Origin of the sequence: Amycolatopsis thermoflava N1165 (genome assembly GCF_000473265.1) — a bacterium.
GTDB classification, from domain to species: Bacteria; Actinomycetota; Actinomycetes; order Mycobacteriales; family Pseudonocardiaceae; genus Amycolatopsis_E; species Amycolatopsis_E thermoflava.
The window spans coordinates 3,093,367-3,115,944 of record NZ_KI421511.1 but is presented as its reverse complement, the minus strand read 5'-3'; the positions used below and the strand labels follow the sequence as shown (position 1 = coordinate 3,115,944).

The window sequence follows — 22,578 nt, the reverse complement described above, 5'->3', positions numbered from 1 at the left end:
GGAGCCGTGCTCAGCCGGTGAACGAGCGGCTGAACCGCTGTCCGGACTCGACCAGTTCCCGCGCCCGTTCCAGCGAGCGGTCCTGGTAGGTGCGCAGGGCGGCGGGGATCGCGTCGTCGCGGGCTTCGGCCACGGCCTTGGCCACCTCGTCGGCGAGCACCTCGGCGTCGGTGAGCGCGACGGCGAACCCGCGGCCGGTCATCGGGGTGGACACGTGCGCGGCGTCGCCGACCAGCGCGATCCGGCCGCGCACGAGCCGGTCCGGGACGTACTCGGCGACCGGGGTGCCGGTGACCCCGCGGCGGCGCAGGCAGGCCCGCACCGCGTCCCGCCACGCCGCCGGCCACTGCGCGGCCTCGGCGTCGAGTTCGGCGATCAGGCTCGCCGGGAGGTCCGCCGGTCGCAGCGAGTGCTGGACCACGTCGCCGTCGACGCATCCGGTGGTGCGCAGCAGGTCGTTGCGGCGCCGGTCGAACCAGGCCCAGCCCAGGCGACGGCGACCGGGCGGCGCGGACTCGGCCAGCGGGTAGCCGAGGAGGCAGTCGGCCCCGGCGTCGAAGATGTCCATGCCCGGCGGCCAGGCGTCGACGTCCAGTTCCGGCTCCTCGGCGATGCCCAGCCAGATGACGTACCCGGCGAAGGCCGCGTCGGGACGCTCGGGGGCGACGGCGCGGCGGACCACGCTGCGGTGCCCGTCGGCGCCCACCACGAGATCGCCGCGGTGGATCGCGCCGTCCGCGGTCCGCGCCCACGCCGACGTCTCGTCCTGCCCGGCCTCGACGACGCGGGCGCCGTGGACGAGGTCGATGTGCGGGTCCGCCTCCGCGGCCCGGCGCAGCAGGCCGTGCGCCTGTGCCCAGCTCTGCAGGTGGGGGCGCGAGCCGTTCAGCGCGGCGGCGGTGGCCTCCGGGCCGGCAAGGCCGTCCGGGCCGACGAGGCGGTGCAGGTTGCTCTCGGCGCCGCCCAGGGCCGCGCCGCCGCGGGGCTGTGGGCCGGAGCGTTCGAGGACCGTCACCGCGATGCCGAACTTGGCCAGACCCAGGGCGGCCATCAGGCCGGCGAGGGACCCGCCGACGACGACGGCCGCTGCGTGATCAGTGGTTCGCATGACTCCAGTCAACGGCGGTGGCCCGCGCCGTGGCAGGACTGTTCTTGCCTGGGACCCGCACTACCAGGCAATCACGGGTGGCGTTCGGGTCGTGCGGCGAGCCGCTCGCCGAGCGCTGCCGCATGATCAGTTCAGGCTGCGCCAGACGGTTGCGGGTGGCGCCCGTGCCGTTGGGGCGAGCCGCTGGCTTAGTGGCGCGGTGATGTCGCTGGCGGTGGCGAGTTGGTTTGGGCTGTGTCCGCGGTTGTCGGTGGGGCTGTTTTTCCGCTGGGTCAGGCTGCGCGAAGCGGTCACGGGCGGTGCCCGCGCCGTGCGGCGAGCCGCTGGCCCAGTGCCGCGGCGGTTTCGCTGGCGGTGGCGAGTTGGTTCGGGCTGTGTCCGTTGTCGGTGGGGCCGTTCTTCCGCTGGATCAGGCCGCGCCAGGCGGTCACGGGCGGCGCCCGCGCCGTGTAGCCAGCCGCTCGCCGAGCGCCGCAGCGATCTCGCCCGCGGCGGCGAGCTGGTCGGGGCTCAGGGCGTCGACGAAGAGTTCGCGTACCGCGGTCAGGTGCGGGACCGTGGCGGCACGGAAGGCGGCCGCGCCCTCTTCAGTGAGGACGACTTCGGCTCCCCGGCTGTCGGTGGTGCAGTTCTCCCGCCGGATCAGGCCGCGCCGCTCCATCCTCCCCAGGTGATGCGACAGCCGGCTGCGTTCCCAGCCGACGCCGGCGGCCAGTTGCGAGGACCGCAGCCGCTGCCCGTCCGCCTCGCTCAGCGCGAGCAGGACCGTGTAGTCGCTGGACGACAGGCCCGCCTCGCTCTGCAGCCGCGAACCGAGCTCGCCGCGCAGCGCCTCCGCGGTTTCGATGAACCCGCGCCACACCCGCAGCTCGTCGGTGGTGGGCAGGACCCGGTGCCGCCGTGCTGGACTCATGACCCCTCCTGGTTGACACGTCAATCATACCGGCGTATGACGGGAGAAGACAGATTGACGTGTCAATTACTTGGCGCTCGCGGAGGAGCCTTCTCATGTCTGACCTGGTGTTCGGGCTCGACACGTTCGGCGACGTGCCCGAGGACGACGACGGCCGTCCGCTGTCGCACGCGCAGGCGATCCGGCAGGTCGTGGACGAGGCCGTGCTGGCCGACGAGATCGGCGTGGACGTGATCGCGCTCGGCGAGCACCACCGCCCCGAGTACTCGATCTCTTCGCCGGAGACGGTGCTGGCGGGCATCGCCACCCGCACGTCGCGGATCCACCTGTCCTCCGGCGTGACGGTGCTCAGTTCGGACGACCCGGTGCGGGTGTTCCAGCGGTTCGCCACGGTCGACGCGCTGTCGAACGGGCGCGCCGAGGTGATCCTCGGCCGGGGTTCGTTCACCGAGTCGTTCCCGCTGTTCGGCTACGACCTGGCCGACTACGACAAGCTGTTCGAGGAGAAGATCGAGCTGTTCGCGCGGCTGCTCGACGAGAAGCCGGTGACCTGGAGCGGCACGCTGCGCCCGGCGCTGGAGGACGCCGACGTCTACCCGAAGACGGAGTCGGGGCGCCTGACGACGTGGGTCGGGGTGGGCGGCTCGCCGCAGTCGGTGGTCCGCACGGCGCACTACAACCTGCCGCTGATGCTCGCAATCATCGGCGGCCCGCCGAAGCGGTTCGCGCCCTACCTGGACCTGTACCGCAGGGCGGCGGCGGAGTTCGGCACGACCGCGCACCCGGTCGGCATGCACTCGCCGGGGTTCGTCGCCGACACCGACGAGCAGGCCCGCGAGGTGTTCTGGCCGCGGTACCGGGTGATCCGAGACCGGATCGGGCGCCAGCGCGGCTGGCCGCCGATCCGCCGCGAGGAGTACGACGCCGAAATCGAGCACGGCTCGCTCTACATCGGATCGCCGGAGACGGTCGCCCGCAAGATCGCCCGCGCGGTGACCGACCTGGGCGTCGGCCGATTCGACATGATCTACAGCAGCGGTTCGCAGCCCGCGAGCGCCCGCCTGCGGGCGGTGGAGCTGTACGGCACCAAGGTGATCCCGATGGTCCGCGACATCCTTTCGGAGGCGAAGTGACCACCATCGGCATCCTCGGCGCAGGCAAGGTGGGCACGGTGCTGGCACGGCTCGCGCTCGCGGCCGGGTACCGCGTGCTCATCGCGGGCTCGGGCGCTCCGGAGAAGATCGCGCTCACCGTCGAGGTCCTCACGCCGGGCGCGATCGCGACCACCGCGGCCGAGGCGGCCGGGCAGGCGGACGTGGTGATCCTCGCGCTGCCGCTGGGCAAGTACCGCGAGATCCCCGCCGAGGCGCTGGCGGGCAAGCTGGTCGTGGACGCGATGAACTACTGGTGGGAGGTCGACGGCATCCGCCACGATCTGGACGACCCGCGCACCTCGTCGAGCGAGACCGTGCAGTCCTTTGTGGCCGGTGCCCGGGTGGTGAAAGCCTTCAACCACATGGGCTACCACGACCTCGAGGACGGCGCCCGCCCCGCCGGCGCCCCGGACCGCAAGGCGATCGCCATCGCCGGGGACGACCCGGCGGACGTCGCGGCGGTGGCGAAGCTGGTCGACGCGCTCGGCTTCGACCCGGTCACCGCCGGGCCGCTCGCCGAGGGGGTGCGCCTCGAACCGGGTTCGGAAGCCTTCGGAGCCAACGTCACCGCCACCGAACTACGCGCGATCCTCGACCGTTTCCCGGACTCCGAACGGGGACGGCAGGTCACGAAGGCACGCGCGATCGACGCGTGAACCCGGTTGGGTTCGACTGGCTCGTGCTGCAGTGTGCGTGGGCCGGGCTCAGCCGCGGGTCAGCTCGATGACCGTGACCTCCGGGCGTGCGCCGACGCGCATGGGCGGGCCCCAGTAGCCCGCGCCGGCCGTCACGTAGAGCTGCGTGTCGCCGTGGCGGGACAGGCCCTCGACGGCCGGCTGGTCGAGCCGGATGGCGTAGTCGAACGGCCACAGCTGCCCGCCGTGGGTGTGGCCGGACAGCTGCAGGTCCACGCCGGCCGCGCGGGCCTGTTCGACCTGCACCGGCTGGTGGGCCAGCAGCACGAGCGGGACGCTGTCGTCCCGGCCGTCGAGCGCGGCGTCGAGGTTCGCGCCGTGGCCGGGGACTCCGGAGCGCGCGGCGGTGCGGTCGTCGATGCCCGCCAGGTCGAAGGTCGCGCCCCCGCGGCCGAGCGGGACCCGTTCGTTGCGCAGCACGTCCACCCCGAGCGTGGGCAGGTGCCGCAGCCAGGCCTCGGTGTCCACGAAGTACTCGTGGTTGCCGGTGACGAAGTAGATGCCCTGACCGCTGACCAGGTCGGCCAGCGGGGCGACGTCCTCGCGCAGCTCGTGCAGCTCCCCGTCGACCAGGTCGCCCACGATCGCCACGGCGTCCGGCCGCTGGGCGTTGACCGTCTCGACCAGGCGCTCGAACCGGCTGCCGCCGTAGGTGGTGGACAGGTGCCCGTCGGAGAAGGTGACGATGCGGTAGCCCTCCAGCGCGGGGTCGAGACCGGCGATCGCGATGGGCACCCGGCGTACGACGGGCGCGGAGTTGGCCAGCACGGCCCCGGTGCCCGCGGTGCCGATCGCGACCGCCCCGGCGGTGAGCGCCAGCGAGCGGGCCAGGAACAGCCGCCGCGACGGGTCCGGCGGGGCGTGCGCGGCGCCGGGCCCGGCAGGCGTTTCCTGTCGCCGCCGGTTCAGCAGCCAGCGCACCGGTTCGAGCGCGAGCAACGCCAGGAACGCGTAGAACGCCAGGCCGAGCCAGCTGTAGGCCAGCCAGTCCAGTGGCACCTGCGCGGACCAGGGCAGCACGCGGCGCCCGGCCACCGCGGCCGCGGGCAGCACGGCGAGGACGACGGTGAGCACGGTCAGCCGCCGCCGCGCCCGCCCGGCGACGGTGGTGGCGCGGACCAGCCGGAACCACAGGTAGCCGTGCAGCACGAGCATCGCGGCGAGGACGACGAGGCCGAAGAGGATGGCGGTCAGGACGTGCTCCAGGCGGCTGGGACGGACACGAACGGGTCAACCGTATCGGCGTGGGCCGCGCGTCCGGGCCGCGGTGCGGCACGGAACCAGGCCGGCCGCGGCGGGGGCCGGTCAGTCCGGGCGGTAGGACTTCTCCGGCCAGAACGGCCACTCCTCGAACGCCCGGCACCGGCCGTCCCCGGCGAAGCGGATGATCCACAGGTCCCGGTACTGCTGTCGCGTGGGTTCGCCGTAGGTCACCTCGACCCGCACGACGGCGGTGTCCCCGTCGAGGGCAACCGGTTCGCTCGTCATCCGGAAGTCCTCGTCGGGGCCGGTCCGCTCGGCCTCCCACATCGCGGCGATGGCGGGCAGTCCCCGCACCGGTTCGCGGTACGGGGACTGCTGGTAGGTCGCGTCCCCGGTGAACAGTTCCGCCAGGGCGCCGGTGCCCGGCGACCGCCACGCGCGCTCGTAGCCGTCGATCCAGGACCGCACTCGTTGCTCGTCCATCCGGTGAGTGTGGCACCGGGCGGCGGCTCAGCGCGGCGGCCGCGCGTCCAGCAGGACCACCACCGTGACGAGCGCGGCGAGGACCAGCAGCGTGATCAGGGCCGCGTCGACCAGCAGGCCGGTCACGACGGGCTCCGCTCCGCGGCGCGCTTCCCGGACCGCAGGCTCGTCACCGTCACGGTCGCCAGGATCACCACGATGACCAGCAGCGAGACCGGGGTCGGGATGGTGGGCACCGCGGGCCACACCTCGTGCGCCCAGTGCAGCACGAGCTTGATCCCGATGAACGCCAGGATGACGGCGAGCCCGTGGTTGAGGTGGGTGAGCTTGGCCAGTGCGGTGTGCAGCACGAAGTACAGGGCACGCAAACCGAGCAGCGCGAAGGCGTTGGTGGCGAAGACCAGGTACGGGTCCTCGGTGATGCCGTAGACCGCGGGCACCGAGTCGACGGCGAACACCACGTCGGTGGCGAAGACGGCCACCACCACGAGCGTCAGCGGGGTCAGCGCCCGCCGTCCGCGCTCGCGGACGACCATGCGTGTGCCGCGGTAGTCGTCGGTGACCGGCATCAGCCTGCGCAGCAACCGCACCGAGCGCATCCGCGACACGTCGCGGTCCGGTTCCGGGCCGCTGACCGCCTCGTGCAGGATCTTGACCGCCGAGGCGAACAGGATCAGGCCGAACACCAGGAACGCCCAGGTGCCTGCCTGCAGCAGCGCGGCACCGGCGGCGATGAAGATGCCGCGCAGGACCAGCGCGCCGACGATGCCGTAGAGCAGCACCCGTTGCTGCACCTCGGCGGGCACCGCGAACGCGGCCAGCAGCAGCATGAACACGAACAGGTTGTCGACGGAAAGCGACTTCTCCACGACGAACCCGGTGGCGAACTCCAGCGCCTGCGCGCCGCCGAACGCGGTCCACAACCAGAGGGCGAACACCAGCGGCAGGGTCAGGTAGAACACCGACCACCCGGCGGCCTCGCGCAGCGACACCTCGTGCGGCCGCCGCGTCACGAGGAAATCGGCCGCCAGCAGGGCCAGCAGCACCGCGATGCTGATCACCCACAACCACGGGCTGCCGATCGACGACGCGGGCGCGGCAGCGGCGACCGCGGACTGGTGCGACATGGGGCCTCCTCGAACACCGTCAGCGTTCGAGGTCTCCTTCACCCGCCGTCACGGGCGCCCTGCCGGGGACACGCCGGGTGTCCGTACTGACCGGTCAGGGACCTTGGGAAGTACTCCCCTCGCGACCGAGTATCGGACAAATCGGACACGTTGTAAAGGGTGGTCACCCGGCAGTGGCTCCGAGCGTCCACAACGGACCACTCGCCGGCCGGCGCGTGCCGGCCGGCGAGCCCCGTGTCACAGGCTGTGGGCGGCGATGTCGCCCTGGGACGTGGTGGCGCGGATGGTCAGCTCCGGGCTGCCGTTGTTCTTCAGCGCGTTGCTGATCCGGCCGTGGTCGGTGCCGGCGTCCAGCGTGGCCGAGACACCGGCCGCCGCGCCGACGGTGATGTCGCCCGCCTGGGTCCGCAGCACGACCGTGCCGCTGACGGCCTCGGTGAGGCGGATGTCGCCGCGGGCGGTGGTGATTTCCGTGGCGCCGCCGACCCGGCCGACCGCCACGTCCCCGTCGGTCGCGGTGAGCCGCAGCGTCGCGGCCTCGTCGAGGTGGATGTCGCGGTAGGCGCCCTCCACCGTGACGTCGCCGAAACGGCCGGTGGCGCGGAGCTCGGCGGCGGAGCTGGTGACGTCGACGCGGGAGCCGGCGGGCAGCCGCACGGTGACCGCGACCGAACCGGACGGGCCGAAGAACTGGTTGCGGGACTCCGGCGCCTCGACCCGCAGCACCCCGTCGGCGTAGGTGACGGTGGTCTGTTCGGCCAGCTGCACGTCGCGGCTCTTGCCCGCGTTGGCCGGGGTGACCTCCACGGTGGTGTCGGCGCGGTCCGCGGCGGTGAGGTGGATGCGCCCGGCGGGGACGGTCAGGACGGCGGCGATCGGGGCGGTGGTGGCGAAGTTCTGCATCGGTCTCTCCTTGGTGAGCGGCTTGATGGGAACACCATCGCCCGCCGCACTGACACCGGACCGCCACCGCGCTGACGCCGCCGCTGACACGGGACGTCAGTGGCCGTGGAAGGCCTCCGCCAGCCACCACGACCCGCCGTCGTCGGTGATCTTCGCGTCCACGACCAGCGGTTTCTCCCGGGGACCGGTCAGCCACTCGGACACCTGCCGCAGGTCGGCGACGGTGCGGACGGTCACCCCGGCGCAGCCGAACCCGCGCCCGATCGCGGCGATGTCGGTCGGCGGGAACCGGACGGTCGTGTGGTCGCCGGCGAAGTGGTGCACCTCCGCGCCGTACGCGGCGTCGTTGTAGACGACGACCAGCAGCGGCAGGCCCAGTCGCACGGCCGTGTCGAGCTCCTGGGCTGCCATGTGGAACCCGCCGTCGCCGAGCGCGGCGACGGGCAGCCGGCCGGGCTGGGCGATCGCCGCGCCGATCGCGGTGGCCAGCCCCAGCCCGATCGACTGGAAGGCCTGGGTGAAGCAGAACCCGAACTCGTCCGGCACGTCCAGGAACGCGCTGGGATAGCCCATGAAGTTGCCGGAGTCCACGGACACCACGCGCTCGGCGGGCAGGATGCGGTCCAGCGCCGCGGACAACGTGCGCGGGTCGATCAGGTCCGGGGCCGACTCGTCGCGGAAGTCGGCGGCCGACCAGCGGGCGCGCGCGGCGATCCGGTCCCGCAGCGCGGGGGAGCGGTAGCCGGATTTCCGTTGCCCACCCAGTTCGGCGAGCACCGCGCGGGCGGTCGCCGCCGCGTCGCCCACCACGCCGACGTCGACCGGCCGGTGCGCGCCGATTGCGCTCGCCTCCAGGTCGACCTGCGCGAGACGCGCGCCGGGGCCGATCAGCTTGCCGTGGCGGGTGGTCCACCGGTTGAGCGCGCAGCCCCAGCCGACGACGAGATCGGCGTCGCGGACGAGTTCCGCCGCCAGCGGGGAGGCGAACCCGCCGGAGATGCCCAGCGCCCACGGGTCGCCGTGGAACAGGCCGTGCGCCACCGCGGACGTCGCGAGCAGCGCGCCGCACGCGTCGGCGAGCGCCCGGATCTCCGCGGCCGCGCCCCGGCCACCCCGGCCGGCGATGAACACCGGCCGCTCCGCGTCGGCGAGCAGCGCGGCCAGTTCGGCTACCGACGCGGCATCGGGCTCCGGCGCGGGAGGGGCGGGCACCGGCTCGACGGCTTCCAGCGGCGGCGCGGGCATGGCCTGCACGTCCAGCGGCAGGTTCAGCACGACGGTGCGGCGTTCGTGCAGCGCGGTCCGGTACGCGCGCACCGTGTCGGCCACCGCGGTTTCCGGGCTGTGCACGCGCTCGGCGACCGCGCCGACCGCGTGGGCGAGCGCGTCCTGGTCGATGCGGAAGTTGTTGAGCGGATCGGCGGCGGGCGACTCGGCCGTGAGGACGATCAGCGGGGTCCGGCTCTTCGCCGCCTCGCCGATGCCGGTGACCGCGTTGGTCAGCCCGCAGCCCTGGTGGGTCGACACGAGCGCGACGCGGCCGCTCATCCGCGCGCACGCGTCGGCGGCGGTGGCCGCGCCGCCCTCGTGGCGGGTGGCGTGAAAGGCGACCCCGGCCGCCCGCAACGCGTTGGTGACGTGGAAGTTGCCGCTGCCCACCACGCCGAACACCGGGCCGGCGCCCAGCTGCGCCAGGACGCGCCCGACCGCCTCGGCGACGATCACGCCCGCTCCACAAACGCGTACACGCGCGCCGGGCTGCCCGATCCGCCGACGATCGGCAGCGGCGAGACCACCAGCAGGGCGCCGGTCGGCGGCAGCTGGGCGAGGTTGCGCAGCTGGGTCAGCCCGCACTTGCCCGCGCCGAGCAGGCGGTCGTGGCACGGGAAGATCGGCTCCAGCTCGGCGGCGCGGCCGGCGTCGGTGCCCACGGTCTCCACGCCGAACCCCGCGATCGGGGCTTCCTCGGCGAGCCACTGTGCGCACTCCGGCGACACGCCCGGGGTGTGCGAGGCGCCGTCGCTGACGTTGAGGAAGCTGTCCTGGTCGCCGGAACGCGCGTCCCAGCCGGTCCGGTAGAGCAGCCAGCCGCCCTCGGGCAGCGGCCCGTGCTCGCGTTCCCACTCGCGGACGTCGTCGATGCCCAGCAGGAAGTCGGGATCGCCGGCGACCCGCGCCGACACGTCCAGCACGACGGCCGGTCCGATGAGCGTGCGCAGCGGGATCTGGTCGACGCTGTGCCCGTCCTTGCCGGACAGCCAGTGGTTGGGCGCGTCGACGTGCGTGCCGACGTGCTCGCCGGTGTGGATGTCGTTCCAGTACCAGCGCGGGCCCCGGTCGTCGTAGCGGCTGATCTCCTCCAGCCGGAAGCCCGTGGTGTTGGCGAACGGCGGCGGCAGCTGCAGCACCGGCGTGCTCGCCGACAGCGGCGCGGTCAGGTCGACGACCTCGACGCGGCTGCTCCGCAGCGCGGACAGCAGATCGGCCAGGACGGGCATCGGAACCTCCTCGGATCGTGGCGCTCCGGCGGTCGTGCGCGGCCCGCGCTCGGAACGAGACTAGCCATCCGCGCAACGGTCCCCAGGCGCGACGAGCCGGCCGGCGGACGTGCGAGCCGGCCGCACGTCCGAGCCGCATAGCATCGGCTGGTGAACGGTGAGGTCTGTGTCATCGCCCGCGACGGGCAGCACGAGGTCGAGATCAAGCGGTCCCGGTTCGTGTGCACCGTCGCGCGGGTCGATGACGTGGAGGCCGCCGCGGCGCTGATCGCCCGGGTGCGCAAGGCCGGGCCCGGCGCGAACCACCACTGCACGGCGCTGCGGATCGGCGACCCGGAGACCGGTGAGATGACCGTTCGCAGCAACGACGACGGGGAGCCCGCCGGCACCGCGGGCGTTCCCATGCTCGAGGTGCTCGCGCGCCGCAACCTGACCGACGTCGTCGCCGTGGTGTCGCGGTGGTTCGGCGGGGTCAAGCTCGGCGCGGGCGGGCTGGTCCGCGCCTACTCCGGCGCGCTGGCGGAAACCCTCGACGCCGTCGGGACGCTGCGCAGGGTGCGGCACCGCGAGCTGCTGGTCGCCGTGCCGCACGACCTCGCCGGCCGCCTCGAGCACGATCTGCGCAACTCGCCGTACCGGCTGCAGGACATCGACTACGGCGCGGACGTCACGCTGACGGTCGCCGTCACCGAGGCCGACCGGGACGCGTTCGGCGCGTGGCTGGCCGAACGGACCGGCGGCGAGGTCGAGGCCCTCGACGCGGGGACGAGGGACCTCCACCTCCCCTGACGGGTCAGACCCGCACCAGCTCGATCACCGGGATGACCCGGCTGGTCTTGCGCTGGTACTCGGCGAACTGCGGCTGCACGGCGGACTGCTTCGCGTAGATCTCGTCGCGCTCGGGACCCTCCAGCACGCGGGCGATCACCGGAAAGGTCTCGTCGCCCAGCTCGATCGTGGTCTTCGGGTTGGCCACCAGGTTGTGGTACCAGGCGGGGTTCTCGTCGGCGCCGCCCTTGCTGGCGAACACGAAGATCCGGTCGCCCTCGCGGTAGTAGACCAGCGGGGCGATCCGCTCGATGCCGGACTTCGCACCGACGTGGTGCACCAGGACCAGCGGGCTGCCCTCGAAGATGCCGCCGGCCTTGCCGCCGTTGGCGCGGAACTGGGTGATGACGTCGCGGTTCATCGCGTCGAAGTCGATGTCGGTCACGACGTTGATCATAAGCGCCCACGGCGACCTGATCGATGCTCGAAACGGTCGGATTCATATCCGATCGTGTCATCCATTGCTACTGTTGAGCGCATGGACGTGCTGGCTGACGCGCTCGAAGTCGCGGGGGTCCGCGGCGTCCTCGGCGCGCGCATCGCGGCTGGTGGCACGTGGGGGATCTCGTGGAGCCGGATCGGCGGCGCCGGGTTCTACGCTGTCACGGCCGGCACCGCCTGGCTCGGCGTGCCCGGCCGCCCGCCCGCGCAGCTGATGCCGGGGGACGTCGTGCTGCTGCCGACCGGGACCGAGCACACCCTGACCAGCGCGCCGGACGTTCCGGCGGACCCCTGCGACTGCGACGTCGCGGAACGGGCCCGGGCCGACGGTGGCGTGCTGCGCTTCGGCACCGGCGAGGTCCAGACCCACATCCTGAGCGCCTCCTACGAGTACGACCCGGCGGTGTCCACCCAGGTGCTCGCCTCGCTCCCTGAGGTGGTGCACATCCGGGCGGACAACGGCGGCAGCTGCCTCGACGACACCGTCCGCCTGCTGGGCAGGGAACTCGCGCGTCCGCAGCTCGCCACCGCGGTCGTGCTCAGCAGGCTGGTCGACATCCTGCTGGTGCAGTTGCTGCGGGTGTGGGTGGCGCGGAACCCGGACGGGGCACGCGGGTCCTGGCTCGGCGTGCTGTGCGACCCGCTCGTCGGCGCGGCGATCGCGAAGCTGCACGAGGATCCGGCGCGGGCGTGGACCATCGACCTGCTCGCGGCCGAGCTGGCGGTGTCGCGGACCACGCTCGCGCGCCGGTTCCGCACCGTCGCCGGCGAGTCCTTCGGAAGCTACCTGACGCGGCTGAGGATGGATCTCGCCGCGGTCCGGCTCCGCGACACCGACGACGCGCTGGAGGCCGTCGCCCGCTCGGTCGGCTACACCTCGGTGTACGCGTTCAGCCGCGCGTTCCGGCGGGATCGAGGTCACGCGCCGGGCAGCTACCGGAGATCGGCCCGGGTGTGACCGGCGGTGGGCCGGCCGTGGCGGCCCGCCGCCGGGGACGAACTCGGCGCCCGTGTCGGGGCTGCTTCGCGCAGAACACAAGGCAGCTGGGTGGTCATCCCGTCGCCTGACACCGGCGCGATCACCTTGAGCCAGGGCCGCAACCTCCGCTTCTCGCGTGAGTTGACATGCCAACCTTGCGGCCCTGGATCAAGGTGATATGCACAAACCGGAAGGCGACGGGATGACCACCCAGCCACCCACCCGAGGTGAGACGACAACGGTCCCTGGTCATCCCGGAGCCTGCCCGTCCGGCGAGGACTCTTTTGATCTTTTTCCTGCGCTTCGCGCAGGAGCGCCTCACGGCGCCGAACGGTCACCTTTCGACCACCCCCGCCCCCGATGCCTGATTGTGTTTGGGGTTGCCCCGTTTTGGTGGACGGGTTTGGTAGGGCGGTCAGGCTGCGGTTGTTTCGTAGGTTGCTGGGCTTTGGTAGTTGAGGCTGGAGTGGCGGCGGTGGGTGTTGTACCAGCCTTCGATCCAGGTGAAGAGGGCGTGGTGGGCGGTGGCTCGGGTGGGCCAGGTGTGGTGGTGGAGTAGTTCGGTTTTGAGGGTGGCGAAGAAGGATTCGGCGACGGCGTTGTCCCAGCATTGGCCGCGGCGTCCGACGGAGAGGCGGATTCCGGCTTGGTGGGCGGTGTGGGCGTATTGCTGGGAGGTGTATTGGCAGCCGCGGTCGGAGTGGAAGTTCACTCCGGGTTGGGGGCGGCGTTGGTGGAGGGCGTTGCGCAGGGCTTGATCGGGCAGGTCGGTGTGCAGGTGGTCGGCGGTGGCCCAGCCCACGACCCGGCGGGAGGCGAGGTCGAGGACGGTGGCCAGGTAGAGCCAGCCCTCGCCGGTGGGGATGTAGGTGATGTCGCCGCACCAGCGGGTGTTGATGTCGCTGGCGTTGGTGGTGAAGTCGCGGCTGATCAGATCGGGCGGGGTTGTGGCGGCGGGGTCGGGGACGGTGGTGGTGCGCCAGCGGCGGGGGGCGCGTCCGGCCCGGCCGGCTTGCTGCATCAGCCGGGCGATGCGTTTTCGGGAGTGCCGGTGCCCTTGGGCGGCCAGTTCGGCCCGGATCCGCGGAGCACCGTAGGTGCCGCGGGAGCGGTCGTGCGCGGCGATGATTTTCTCGGTCAGCGCCGTGTCGGTCCGTTGGCGGGTGGATCCGCCGGTGGCGGTGCGGGTGCGGTGGTTGTAGTAGGCGGTGCGGGAGATTCCCAGCAGCTGGCAGGCCCGGGTGACGGTGCCTTGCCTGCGGGCGTTCTCCGCCTCGATGAACGGATACACGTTCACCGGGTCTCCCTCGCGAAGAAAGCCGTCGCCCGCTTCAAGATGTCGACATCCCGCTGCAACCGGGCGTTCTCCCGCCGCAACGCCTCCAACTCCGCCTTCTCCGACACCGCATCCCGCTGCGCCTGGTTCTGCGGATTGGCCTCGGCCTCGGCCTGCGCGATCCACCGCCGCACTGCGGAATCGACCAGATCGAAATCCGTCACCACCTGCGAGATCGTGCGATCACCCCGCCGGCACAACTCCACAATCTCGGCCTTGAACTCCGGCGTGAACACCCGCCGAGCCCGCCGCGGCTTCTTCTTACCCACAGACACCATCATGGACATCCTTCCCAGGAGACACGACATCTCCTAGCGATCGGTGTCCACCAAAACGGGGCAAGACCAGTTTCAGTCGCCGAGCAGGCGTGTCAAGGCGGGAAAGAGTACCTTGACACGCCTGGTCGGCGACCAAAGATCGGCTGTGGATCGGGGGCGGGGGAGGTCTAGTTGGGGTAGTCGGTGGATCGGGGGCGGGGAGGTCTGGTTGGGGTAGTCGCTTGCTTTTCGTTGCCGGGCGGCGGTTGTGGAGTGAGCTTCGAATACCGAACCAGATTCGCCACGTGAGGGGTGGAAACCGTCGGGTCACTTCCGCCAATCCGGGTGACCGGGCATCGCGGGCGTCTTGGCGCCGTACAGCCACTCCGTCAGCAGCGGCGTGAGGTCCTGGCCGGACACCCGGTTCGCCGTCGCGATGTAGTCCGCCGTCGTCGCCGAGCCACCCCGGTGCTCGAGGTAGAACGCGCGCTCGATCCGCTCGAACGTCTGCTGCCCCACGGTTTCGTGCAGCGCGAACAACGTCAGCGCACCCGGCAGGTCAGTGTCCAGCAGGATGCCGCCCGGGCTCGTCAGGTGCGCCGGCGGGCCCGACTGGTCGCGGATGGACTGGTCCTGCTGGTACAGCTCGCGCATCGTGTCGAGCAGGTTCCGATAGCCCCGCGACGCGCCGAAGACGTTCTGGTAGTACATCGCGTGGCCCTCGTTGAGCCACATGTCGTCCCACGACGCCGGGGACACCGCGTCGCCGAAGTACTGGTGCGCCAGCTCGTGCACCATGGTCTCCGACTGCACTTCCGGCGGCAGCGCCAGTGCCGGCGCCGAGAACGTCGACAGGGTCGCCGTCTCCAGCGCTACGCCGTCGTACGGGCCCACCACGCCGAGCACGCCGTACTTCTCGAACGGGAACGGCAGGCCCAGCGTGTCCTCCAGCCACCGCACGTGCTCCGGAGTGCGCCGCGCGGCTTCGGTGATCCGCGGCAGCACGTTGGCGTCGGTGATCCCGTACTGCTCGGTCGCCTGCGGTGGCACGCGGAAGCCGCCCATCGTCGACGGGACGTGGCTGACGATCGGCAACCCGTGCGGCCCGGTCTGCTCGACCGTGGTGAACCTGCCGACCGCGACCTGCACCACGTTCGTCGGGATGTCCGTCACGGTTCCGTACACATAGGACGAAAGTCCGTCGCGGGTGCTGAGCGAGCGCAGTGTGCCGTTGGCCGCGACCTGCCGGTCCCGCGGCACCGTGACGCGGAAGGTGAACCGGGCCTTGTCACGCGGGATGTCGTTGCACGGGAAGAACAGGTGCGCCCGGTCCGGCTGGCCCATGAGGGCGAACCCGGAGTCGGTCTCGGCCCAGCTCTCCCATGTGAAGGGGACGTCGGCGGGCCAGTCGTAGTACGGCGGAATCGGCTTCCGCGCGCGGTCGGCGGTGTAGCCGACGCGGACCTCGAACGTCCGGCCCTCGCGCAGCGTCTTCGCCGGGGTGACCAGGAGCTTCTCGTGCGCCGGGTCGACGGTGAACGTGGCCGGGACACCGTCCACGGTCACCGACTCGATCCGCTGCCCGACCGAGTCGAGGCCGAACGACGACAGGTTCTGCGCCGCCCGCGCCGTCATCACCACCGACGACCGCATGGTGCTGACGGCCGGGTCGTAGTCGAAGCTCACGTCGTAACCCGTGGCGTCGTAACCGCCATTGCCCAGCGTCGGGATCAGCCGCTCACCCGCGCTGGTCGCCCCCGGCGTGCCCGGCGCGGCGTCCGCCGTGACCGGGCTGAGCGCCGCCCCCACCAGCACCGCCGCCGCGGCCCACACCCTGCCTCGCATGCTCGATGTCCCTCCCGTTCCGGTGCCGGTCCTCATCAGACAACCAGTCCAGGCGCGGCCACATCGGCCGATCGGCCGGGCGTCACCTGGCCGGGTGGCCGACGGCCCGTCGGGCTGCGCGTGTTGACGGATGGTTGACGCGCCACGTCCGGCACGCCGGTGGCGAGGCGCTGGTGCAGCAAGACTCCCCGGATTGGGCAAACCGGATGGATCGTGCGGGACCAGCCGGCCGTCCACGTGCCGTCAACACAACGCGGCTAACGTCGGTGTGGTGACGACCATCAACCCGACCGAGCCCGTCGCGCTGATCGGCGCGGGCGCGCTCGGCACGCTCCTGGGCCACCACCTGGCCCGTGCGGGACACCCCGTGATCGTGTGCGGCCGGTCCGAAGTGGACCGGCTCGTGGTGACCGACGAGACCGGCCGCCGCGAAGAGCCGGTGAAGTGGGCGGCCACGCCCGCCGACCTGCCCGCGGTGCGCTGGGCGGTGCTCGCGGTGAAGATCGGGGCCACGCCTTCCACCGCGGAGTGGCTCGCGAGACTGCCCGCCGACGGCGGGGTCCTCGTCGCGCAGAACGGCATCGACCAGCGGGAGCGGGTGAGTCCGCTGACCGCCGCGACGGTGGTCCCCGCGCTGGCGTGGCTCAACTGCGAGCTTGTCGGGCCGGGCCACACCCGCAGCCGGACCACCGGACGCGGCATCGTGGTGCCCGACGACGACGGCGGCCGCGCGGTCGCCCGGCTCTACGACGGCTCCGGCCTCGTCGTGGAGACCAGCCCGGACCTCCCGCTCGCCTCGTGGGAGAAGCTGATCATCAACGTGGTGGCGAACTCGCTCACCGCGCTGACCGGGCGGCGCATGGAAATGCTGGGCGATCCGGCGTTGCGGGCGATCGCGATGGACCTCGCGGCCGAGACCGCCTCGGTCGCCAGGGCGGCCGGGGTGGCCCTGACGGGCACGCGGGCCAGGGAGATCGTCGAGTGGCTCGCCGGGACGGACCCCGGCCTGACCACCTCGATGCTGCAGGACCGGCAGGCCGGGCGCCCGCTGGAGCACGACGGTCTGCTCGGCCCGGTCGTGACCCTCGCCGGCAAGCACGGCATCCCGGCGCCGGTGACGACCACGATCCTCCGCCTGCTGCGCGGCCTGCCGCGCTGAGCACGCGAAAACGCCGTCCGCACCGGAGAAATCCGGCGCAGACGGCGTTCTTCACGTCCGGGGTCAGAACCTCGTGCAGCGGTAGCTCGACGCGAGCGCCGGGTCACCGTGGCCCTGGTAGCGCGACACCTGCGGCAACGGGCACAGGTCCCGCGACGCCGAACCGTCGAGGGTGCTCGCGGCCAGCGTGGCCGGGGCCGTGCCGTGCTCGACCCAGTCGACGAGCGCGCCGAGCGCGTTCACCGGCTGGGCACCCGCGCCACCACCGCAGTGCTGCACGCCGGGGGCGAGGAACAGGCGGTAGAAGTCGTTCACCCGTTCCGCGCCGCCCATCCGCCGCTCGACCTGCGAGCGGTAGGCGAGCGTGCCGCCCGGCGGGATCAGCTGGTCGGCGGTGCCGACGAACGTGATCAGCTTGCCGCCCGCGCGGTGGAAGCCCGACAGGTCCGGGTCCGAGGTGCCGATGACCCGGTCGTACTCCCGCACCGACTGCCGGAACAGGTCGCGGTACTGGGCGTAGGTCAGCTTCGACGTGTCGAAGCCCGGCTGCTTCTCCAGGAAGGCCTGCACCCACTGCACGGCCACCGGGAACCCGGGCGCGCTCAACTGCCCGTCGGGCCCGGGCGCGGTGCCCGCGAGCCAGGTGTAGTCCGCGCCCTTGGGCAGCCCGGACCACAACGACCGTCCGCGTTCGTCGGTCGGGCCGTTCCAGATCTTGCGCATGACGTCCGCGTCGGCGGTGGTCACGGTGACCTCCTGGCCGTCGCAGAGCACCTTCTCGCCGACGAGCGAGCGCGGGTCGTAGCTGCACTCGTCCGGCCGGTCGATGATGCCGTTGCTGACCCCGTCGCGTGGATCGCACGCCTGGATCGCGGCCTGCTGGAACGCGCCGAGCACGCAGTTGCTGACGAAGTGGTGGTCGTTGCTCATCACGGTCTGCGGCCACAGGGTCGCCACCGCGAACTGCGTCCAGTTCACCGCGGGCGCGTTGGCGAGGATGCCGTCGAAGTCGTTCGCGTAGTGCTGGGCCTCTTCGTAGCCCTGACGGCCACCGGTCGAGCAGCCGTTCCAGTACGCGTACGACACGGCGCGCTGGTAGTGCTCGCGCACGACGTCCTTGCCGATCACGGCCGACTCGTGCACCGAGCGGGACGCGAAGTCGGTCAGCAGCGCCTGGTCGACCGTGCCGTTCGCGGTGACCACCCAGCTGGTGTCGAGCTCGCTGCGCACTCCGGCGTCGGTGGTCACGCCCGCGTAGCCGTCCTTCACGGCCTGCACCAGCGGCGGGCCGAAGTCGCCCGCGGCGTAGGCGCTGCCGCCGACGCCCTGCAGGCGGCCGGTCCAGCCGGTTTCCGGCAGCGCCACCGCGATCTTGACGTGGTCGCTGCCGGTGTGGGTGACCGTCACGGTGATCTGGCAGTACGCCGGCACCCCGGTGATCTCGCCGGCCGGGGCCAGCGGGGTGGCGGGGAACGAGACGGTCCCGCCGTCGTGGTGTTCCGCCTCCACCGACTCGATCTTCGCGCCCGCAGGCGCGGTGACGGGCACCGCCGCGCAGGCCTGCGCGGGGGTCGACGCGCTCGCGGCGAGGGGGATCAGCGCGGCCAGCGGCACGGCCGCCGCCAATAGCCCGGTCAGGCGTCCGGCTCTTCGTCCTTCTGGCATTTCTGGCACCTTTCTTCCGGGCTCGACCCTAGGAACCGGAAGTTGACGATCGATGGACCTTCCGCCGACGGGGCTGGGTATCGTCGCCGTCGGGACATCGACGGCAGGGGTGCGGCGGGATGGGGCTGTTCGGACGGGACACCGAGCTCAAGAGGCTGACCGAGCTCGTGGACGGCCCGGGGGAGTGCACGGGTTTCCTGCTGACCGGGGAAGCCGGCATCGGGAAGTCCGCGCTCGTCGCGGAAGCAGTCGCCGCCGCGTCGGTCGCCGGGGTGCGCGTGCTTACGGCCACCGGCGTGGAGGCCGAGCAGAACCTCGCCTACGCGGGCCTGCACCAGCTGCTCTACCCGGTGCGGGCGGGGATCGACGCGCTGCCCGCGCCGCAGAAAGCCGCGTTGCGGACCGCGCTCGGCCTCGCCGACGGGGACGAACCCAGCACCTACCTGGTCGGCCTGGCAGCGCTGACCCTGCTGGCCGAGGAGGCCGCGGACCGGCCGCTGCTACTCGTCGCCGAGGACGTGCACTGGCTCGACCGCGCGAGCGTCGACGTGCTGGCCTTCGTGGCCCGCCGGATCGACTCCGAGCCGATCGCCCTGATCGCGACCCTGCGCGACGATGACCGCTCGACGCTGCAGGACGCCGGGCTGACCCCGATGCCGGTCGAGCGGCTGTCCGACGAAGACGCCGCCGGCCTGCTCGACTCGGTAGCCCCGGACCTGCCCCGGCCGGCGCGGGAACAGGTGCTCGCCCAGGCGGCCGGCAACCCGCTCGCGCTGGCGGAACTGCCCGCCGCCGTGGCCGGAGCGGGCGTGCTCGATCCCGTGCTGCCGCTCAGCGACCGGCTCGAACGGGCCTTCACCGCCCGGGTCTCCGACCTGCCCGCCCCGACCCGCACCGCGCTGCTGGTCGCGGCGCTCGGGCAGAGCGACTCGATCGCCGAAACGCTGTCCGCCACCGGGCTGGTCCGGCAGGACACCGTTGAGGTCGACGTGCTGACCCCGGCGGTGGACGCCGGTCTCGTCGACGTCGCGGTGGGGGCGGTGACGTTCCGGCACCCGCTGATGCGGTCGGCCATCCCGGCGGCCGCGACGCTCGCTGAGCGCAGGCAGGCTCACCTGGCGCTCGCGGCGACACTGGTCGCGCACCCGGACCGGCGGGCCTGGCACCAGGCGGCCGCGACCACGAGCGCCGACGAGGCGGTGGCCGGGGAACTGGACGACGTCGCCGAACGCGCCCGCCGCCGTGGTGCGGCCACGGCGGCGATCGCCGCGGTCGAACAGGCCGCCCGGTTGTCCGAGCGGCCGGACCGGCGCGCGGTCCGCCTGCTGCGCGCCGCGGAGCTGGCAGGCGACTGCGGCCGCCGCGAGACGGTCGAACGGCTGGTCCGCGAGGCGCAGACCCTGGAACTCACCCCGCGCCAGCAGGCCACCGCCGCCTGGTTGCTCAGCGCGTTCGAGGACGGGGTGCGCGAGGACATCACGCGCGTCGCGGAACTCGGCGAGCTGGCGTCGCAGGTCGCCGATGACGGGCACCCCGAGGTCGCGGTGCGGGTCCTGTGGAGCACCGCGATGCGCTGCTTCTGGTCCGAACCCGGCCCGGAGACCCGGCGCGCGCTGCTGGCGGTGTCGGACCGGCTGCCGTTGCCCGACGACGATCCGCGCCAGGTCGCGATCGCCGCCTACGTCGCGCCCTTCGACCGCGGTGAGAGCGTGCTCGCCGGGCTGCGCACGCTGGCCGGCTCCGCGGGGGCGGACTCCGCGGCCGACCGCTACCTCGGCAGCGCGGCACTGCAGGTCGGGGCGTTCGACCTGGCGGCGCGGTTCTCCGCGGCGGCCGCGCCGGGCCTGCGGGCCCAGGGCTTGCTCGGGCTGCTGCCGCGAGCGCTGGCCGTGCAGGCGTGGAGCCGCACCCGGCTCGGCGATCTCGCCACCGCGGTGCCGATCGCCGCCGAGGCCGCCCAGCTCGCCAAGGAGACGCACCAGCCGTTCATGTTCGGGCTGGCCACCGCGGTGCAGGCCGAGATCGCCGCGCTGCGGGGCGAGCACGAGCAGGCCACCGCACTGGCCGACGAGGCCGAGCGGGCCGGGCTCGCCGCGGGCGCCCGGCCGGTGCTGGCGACCGTCCAGCTCGCCCGCGGGCTCAGCGCGCTGAGCGAGGGGCGCTACGAAGACGCGTTCGCCGACCTGCGCCGCGTGCTCGACCCGGCCGATCCGGCCTACCAGGCGGCGTTGCGGGCCTACTTCCTGGCCGAGCTGACCGAGGCGGCGGTCCGATCCGGACAGAGCGACAGGATGCGGGACATCCTGGCGGAGATGGAACCGCTCGGGAAGACGACCTCGTCCCCGGCGCTCCACATCGGACTGCGGTACGCGCGGGCGGCGCTGGCGTCCACCGACGACGCCGAGGAGCTGTTCCTGGCGGCGCTGCGGGCGGATCTGACCGGCTGGCCCGCCGAGCGCGGCCGCGTCCACCTGGCGTTCGGTGAGTGGTTGCGGCGACAGCGGCGGGTGGTGGAGTCGCGGACGCACCTGCGGACCGCGCGCGAGACGTTCGACGCGCTCGGCATGACCGCGTGGGGTGAGCGGGCGCGGCGGGAGTTGCGCAGCGCGGGGGAGTCGAGCCCGAACCGCGGCCCGGACGCGCGGGAGAAGCTGACGCCGCACGAGCTCAGCATCGCCGAGCTGGCCGCGCGTGGGCTGACCAACCGGGAGATCGGGCAGCGGCTGTACCTGTCGCACCGCACGGTCGGCACCCACCTGCACCGGATCTTCCCGAAACTGGGCGTGAGCTCGCGCGGTGACCTGGCCGGGATCCTCGAAAACCTGGGGTGACGTACACCCGCAGCGTCATCCGACGGGCGCGGAACCCCGCGCGCGGTGCCTAGCGTCGTCGACGTCAACGGGCACCTCGCACGGGAGAGTTTCGAGATGATCAGCAGGAGACTGTTCGGGCAGACGATCGCGGCGGGCGCGGCGGCGGCTTCGCTGGCCGGGTGCTCGCCGAAGGCGGCACCGGCCGCGGCTCCCGCTCCGGGTGCGGACCTTCGGACGGGCTCCGGCGAGCACACCTCGCTCGGCCCGGTCAAGCAGGTGACCGCCGGGGTGCTGGACATGGGCTACTTCGAGTCCGGACCCGCGACCGGCACGCCGGTGGTGCTGCTGCACGGCTGGCCCTACGACCCGTACAGCTACGTCGACGTCGCACCGCTGCTGGCCGCCCAGGGTTACCGGGTGATCGTGCCGTTCCTGCGCGGGTACGGCAGCACCACGTTCCTGTCCGGGCAGACCGTGCGCAACGGGCAGCAGTCGGCGATCGCGCTCGACGTCATCGCCCTGCTGGACGCGCTCAAGATCGACAAGGCGGTTTTCGGCGGCTACGACTGGGGTTCGCGTACGGCCGCGATCATCGCAGCGCTGTGGCCGGAGCGGGTCAAGGCGCTGGTCGCGGTCAGCGGCTACCTCATCACCAACCTGGCGGCGAACCAGCAGCCGCTGGCGCCCGCGGCCGAGCTGGGCTGGTGGTACCAGTACTACCTCGCGACCGAGCGCGGCGTGCTGGGCTACACGAAGAACCGGCACGACTTCAACAAGCTGATCTGGACGAACGCCTCCCCGGCGTGGAACTTCGACGATGCGACATTCGACCGCAGCGCGGCGGCGTTCGAGAACCCGGACCACGTGGCGATCGTGGTGCACAACTACCGCTGGCGCTTGAGCCTGGCCCCGGGCGAGCCGCAGTACGACGTCTACGAGCAGAAACTGCAGACCGCACCGGCGATCACCGTGCCCACGATCACGATCGGCAGCGACTTCGACGGCCCGGCGGCGGACGGCATGGCGTACCGGAGCAAGTTCACCGGCAAGTACGACCACCGCGTGTTCGCCGGCATCGGGCACAACGTGCCGCAGGAGGCGCCACACCCCTTCGCGCGAGCGATCGTGGACGCGGACCACCTGTAGGGGCTGTCACGCGAAAGCGCCTTGC

20 protein-coding genes are annotated in these 22,578 nt (G+C 72.6%); 7 read left to right on the top strand and 13 right to left on the bottom strand.

From position 1 onward, the window contains the following. Positions 1–10: 10 nt before the first annotated feature. Complete coding sequence (locus AMYTH_RS0115590) at positions 11–1,108, bottom strand: FAD-dependent monooxygenase (protein WP_027931110.1); 1,098 nt, start codon at positions 1,106–1,108, stop codon at positions 11–13. 427 nt (positions 1,109–1,535) lie between these two features. Further along, positions 1,536–2,021 (bottom strand): MarR family winged helix-turn-helix transcriptional regulator, encoded by a 486-nt coding sequence (locus AMYTH_RS0115580; RefSeq protein ID WP_027931109.1) that lies wholly within the window; start codon positions 2,019–2,021, stop codon positions 1,536–1,538. A gap of 95 nt (positions 2,022–2,116) precedes the next feature. On the opposite strand from AMYTH_RS0115580, the gene AMYTH_RS0115575 reads away from it, so the two are divergent. Together AMYTH_RS0115575 and AMYTH_RS0115570 are read left to right on the top strand one after the other, a co-directional pair. Next, entirely contained in the window at positions 2,117–3,154 is a 1,038-nt protein-coding gene (locus AMYTH_RS0115575; RefSeq protein ID WP_027931108.1) for an LLM class flavin-dependent oxidoreductase, read from the top strand. Beyond that, positions 3,151–3,831, top strand: a complete 681-nt coding sequence (locus tag AMYTH_RS0115570) for an NADPH-dependent F420 reductase (protein WP_027931107.1) — start codon at positions 3,151–3,153, stop codon at positions 3,829–3,831. The genes AMYTH_RS0115575 and AMYTH_RS0115570 overlap by 4 nt, the downstream gene beginning before the upstream one ends. Before the next feature lie 48 nt (positions 3,832–3,879). Here AMYTH_RS0115570 and AMYTH_RS0115565 read toward each other — a convergent pair whose 3' ends face one another. From AMYTH_RS0115565 to AMYTH_RS0115535, 6 genes are all read right to left on the bottom strand, one after another. Then, positions 3,880–5,025, bottom strand: coding sequence for a metallophosphoesterase (locus AMYTH_RS0115565; RefSeq protein WP_037322559.1), 1,146 nt, complete (start codon positions 5,023–5,025; stop codon positions 3,880–3,882). Between the two features lie 150 nt (positions 5,026–5,175). Beyond that, positions 5,176–5,556 carry a YybH family protein gene (locus AMYTH_RS0115560; RefSeq protein ID WP_027931105.1) on the bottom strand — a complete coding sequence of 127 codons (381 nt, stop codon included), beginning with the start codon at positions 5,554–5,556 and terminating at the stop codon, positions 5,176–5,178. Positions 5,557–5,678: 122 nt separating this feature from the next. Continuing rightward, positions 5,679–6,683 carry a TerC/Alx family metal homeostasis membrane protein gene (locus AMYTH_RS0115550; protein ID WP_027931104.1) on the bottom strand — a complete coding sequence of 335 codons (1,005 nt, stop codon included), beginning with the start codon at positions 6,681–6,683 and terminating at the stop codon, positions 5,679–5,681. 237 nt (positions 6,684–6,920) lie between these two features. Next, on the bottom strand, positions 6,921–7,586 hold the full coding sequence (locus AMYTH_RS0115545) for a DUF4097 family beta strand repeat-containing protein (RefSeq protein ID WP_027931103.1): 666 nt from the start codon (positions 7,584–7,586) through the stop codon (positions 6,921–6,923). A gap of 96 nt (positions 7,587–7,682) precedes the next feature. Continuing rightward, on the bottom strand, positions 7,683–9,311 hold the full coding sequence (locus AMYTH_RS0115540; protein ID WP_027931102.1) for a thiamine pyrophosphate-binding protein: 1,629 nt from the start codon (positions 9,309–9,311) through the stop codon (positions 7,683–7,685). Then, positions 9,308–10,084 (bottom strand): cyclase family protein, encoded by a 777-nt coding sequence (locus AMYTH_RS0115535; protein ID WP_027931101.1) that lies wholly within the window; start codon positions 10,082–10,084, stop codon positions 9,308–9,310. Before AMYTH_RS0115535 ends, AMYTH_RS0115540 begins: the two co-directional genes overlap by 4 nt. Before the next feature lie 150 nt (positions 10,085–10,234). Here AMYTH_RS0115535 and AMYTH_RS0115530 point away from each other — a divergent pair, with 150 nt between their 5' ends. Beyond that, positions 10,235–10,873: an IMPACT family protein gene (locus AMYTH_RS0115530; RefSeq protein WP_027931100.1), complete on the top strand. Its 639-nt coding sequence runs from the start codon at positions 10,235–10,237 to the stop codon at positions 10,871–10,873. 4 nt (positions 10,874–10,877) lie between these two features. Here AMYTH_RS0115530 and AMYTH_RS0115525 read toward each other — a convergent pair whose 3' ends face one another. Continuing rightward, on the bottom strand, positions 10,878–11,309 hold the full coding sequence (locus AMYTH_RS0115525) for a nitroreductase family deazaflavin-dependent oxidoreductase (RefSeq protein ID WP_027931099.1): 432 nt from the start codon (positions 11,307–11,309) through the stop codon (positions 10,878–10,880). A gap of 81 nt (positions 11,310–11,390) precedes the next feature. On the opposite strand from AMYTH_RS0115525, the gene AMYTH_RS0115520 reads away from it, so the two are divergent. Beyond that, a complete protein-coding gene (locus AMYTH_RS0115520) occupies positions 11,391–12,311 on the top strand; it encodes an AraC family transcriptional regulator (RefSeq protein WP_027931098.1) in 921 nt (306 codons plus the stop codon). Positions 12,312–12,747: 436 nt separating this feature from the next. Here AMYTH_RS0115520 and AMYTH_RS0115515 read toward each other — a convergent pair whose 3' ends face one another. The 3 genes from AMYTH_RS0115515 to AMYTH_RS0115505 all read right to left on the bottom strand — a co-directional run bounded on the left by AMYTH_RS0115515 (position 12,748) and on the right by AMYTH_RS0115505 (position 15,770). After that, positions 12,748–13,623 carry an IS3 family transposase gene (locus AMYTH_RS0115515; RefSeq protein WP_167344591.1) on the bottom strand — a complete coding sequence of 292 codons (876 nt, stop codon included), beginning with the start codon at positions 13,621–13,623 and terminating at the stop codon, positions 12,748–12,750. Positions 13,624–13,625: 2 nt separating this feature from the next. Beyond that, a complete protein-coding gene (locus AMYTH_RS0115510) occupies positions 13,626–13,955 on the bottom strand; it encodes a transposase (RefSeq protein ID WP_027931096.1) in 330 nt (109 codons plus the stop codon). Between the two features lie 297 nt (positions 13,956–14,252). Next, positions 14,253–15,770, bottom strand: coding sequence for a M1 family metallopeptidase (locus AMYTH_RS0115505; RefSeq protein ID WP_027931095.1), 1,518 nt, complete (start codon positions 15,768–15,770; stop codon positions 14,253–14,255). A gap of 271 nt (positions 15,771–16,041) precedes the next feature. On the opposite strand from AMYTH_RS0115505, the gene AMYTH_RS0115500 reads away from it, so the two are divergent. Beyond that, positions 16,042–16,929 carry a ketopantoate reductase family protein gene (locus AMYTH_RS0115500; protein WP_037323783.1) on the top strand — a complete coding sequence of 296 codons (888 nt, stop codon included), beginning with the start codon at positions 16,042–16,044 and terminating at the stop codon, positions 16,927–16,929. 63 nt (positions 16,930–16,992) lie between these two features. Here AMYTH_RS0115500 and AMYTH_RS0115495 read toward each other — a convergent pair whose 3' ends face one another. Further along, positions 16,993–18,594: a tannase/feruloyl esterase family alpha/beta hydrolase gene (locus AMYTH_RS0115495; RefSeq protein WP_037322558.1), complete on the bottom strand. Its 1,602-nt coding sequence runs from the start codon at positions 18,592–18,594 to the stop codon at positions 16,993–16,995. A 119-nt stretch (positions 18,595–18,713) separates the two neighbouring features. On the opposite strand from AMYTH_RS0115495, the gene AMYTH_RS0115490 reads away from it, so the two are divergent. Both AMYTH_RS0115490 and AMYTH_RS0115485 read left to right on the top strand, forming a co-directional pair. Then, the gene (locus AMYTH_RS0115490) at positions 18,714–21,425 is read left to right on the top strand and encodes an ATP-binding protein (protein WP_027931092.1); all 2,712 of its coding nucleotides are present in this window, start codon (positions 18,714–18,716) and stop codon (positions 21,423–21,425) included. 96 nt (positions 21,426–21,521) lie between these two features. Continuing rightward, on the top strand, positions 21,522–22,553 hold the full coding sequence (locus tag AMYTH_RS0115485; protein WP_027931091.1) for an alpha/beta fold hydrolase: 1,032 nt from the start codon (positions 21,522–21,524) through the stop codon (positions 22,551–22,553). Positions 22,554–22,578: the final 25 nt, after the last annotated feature.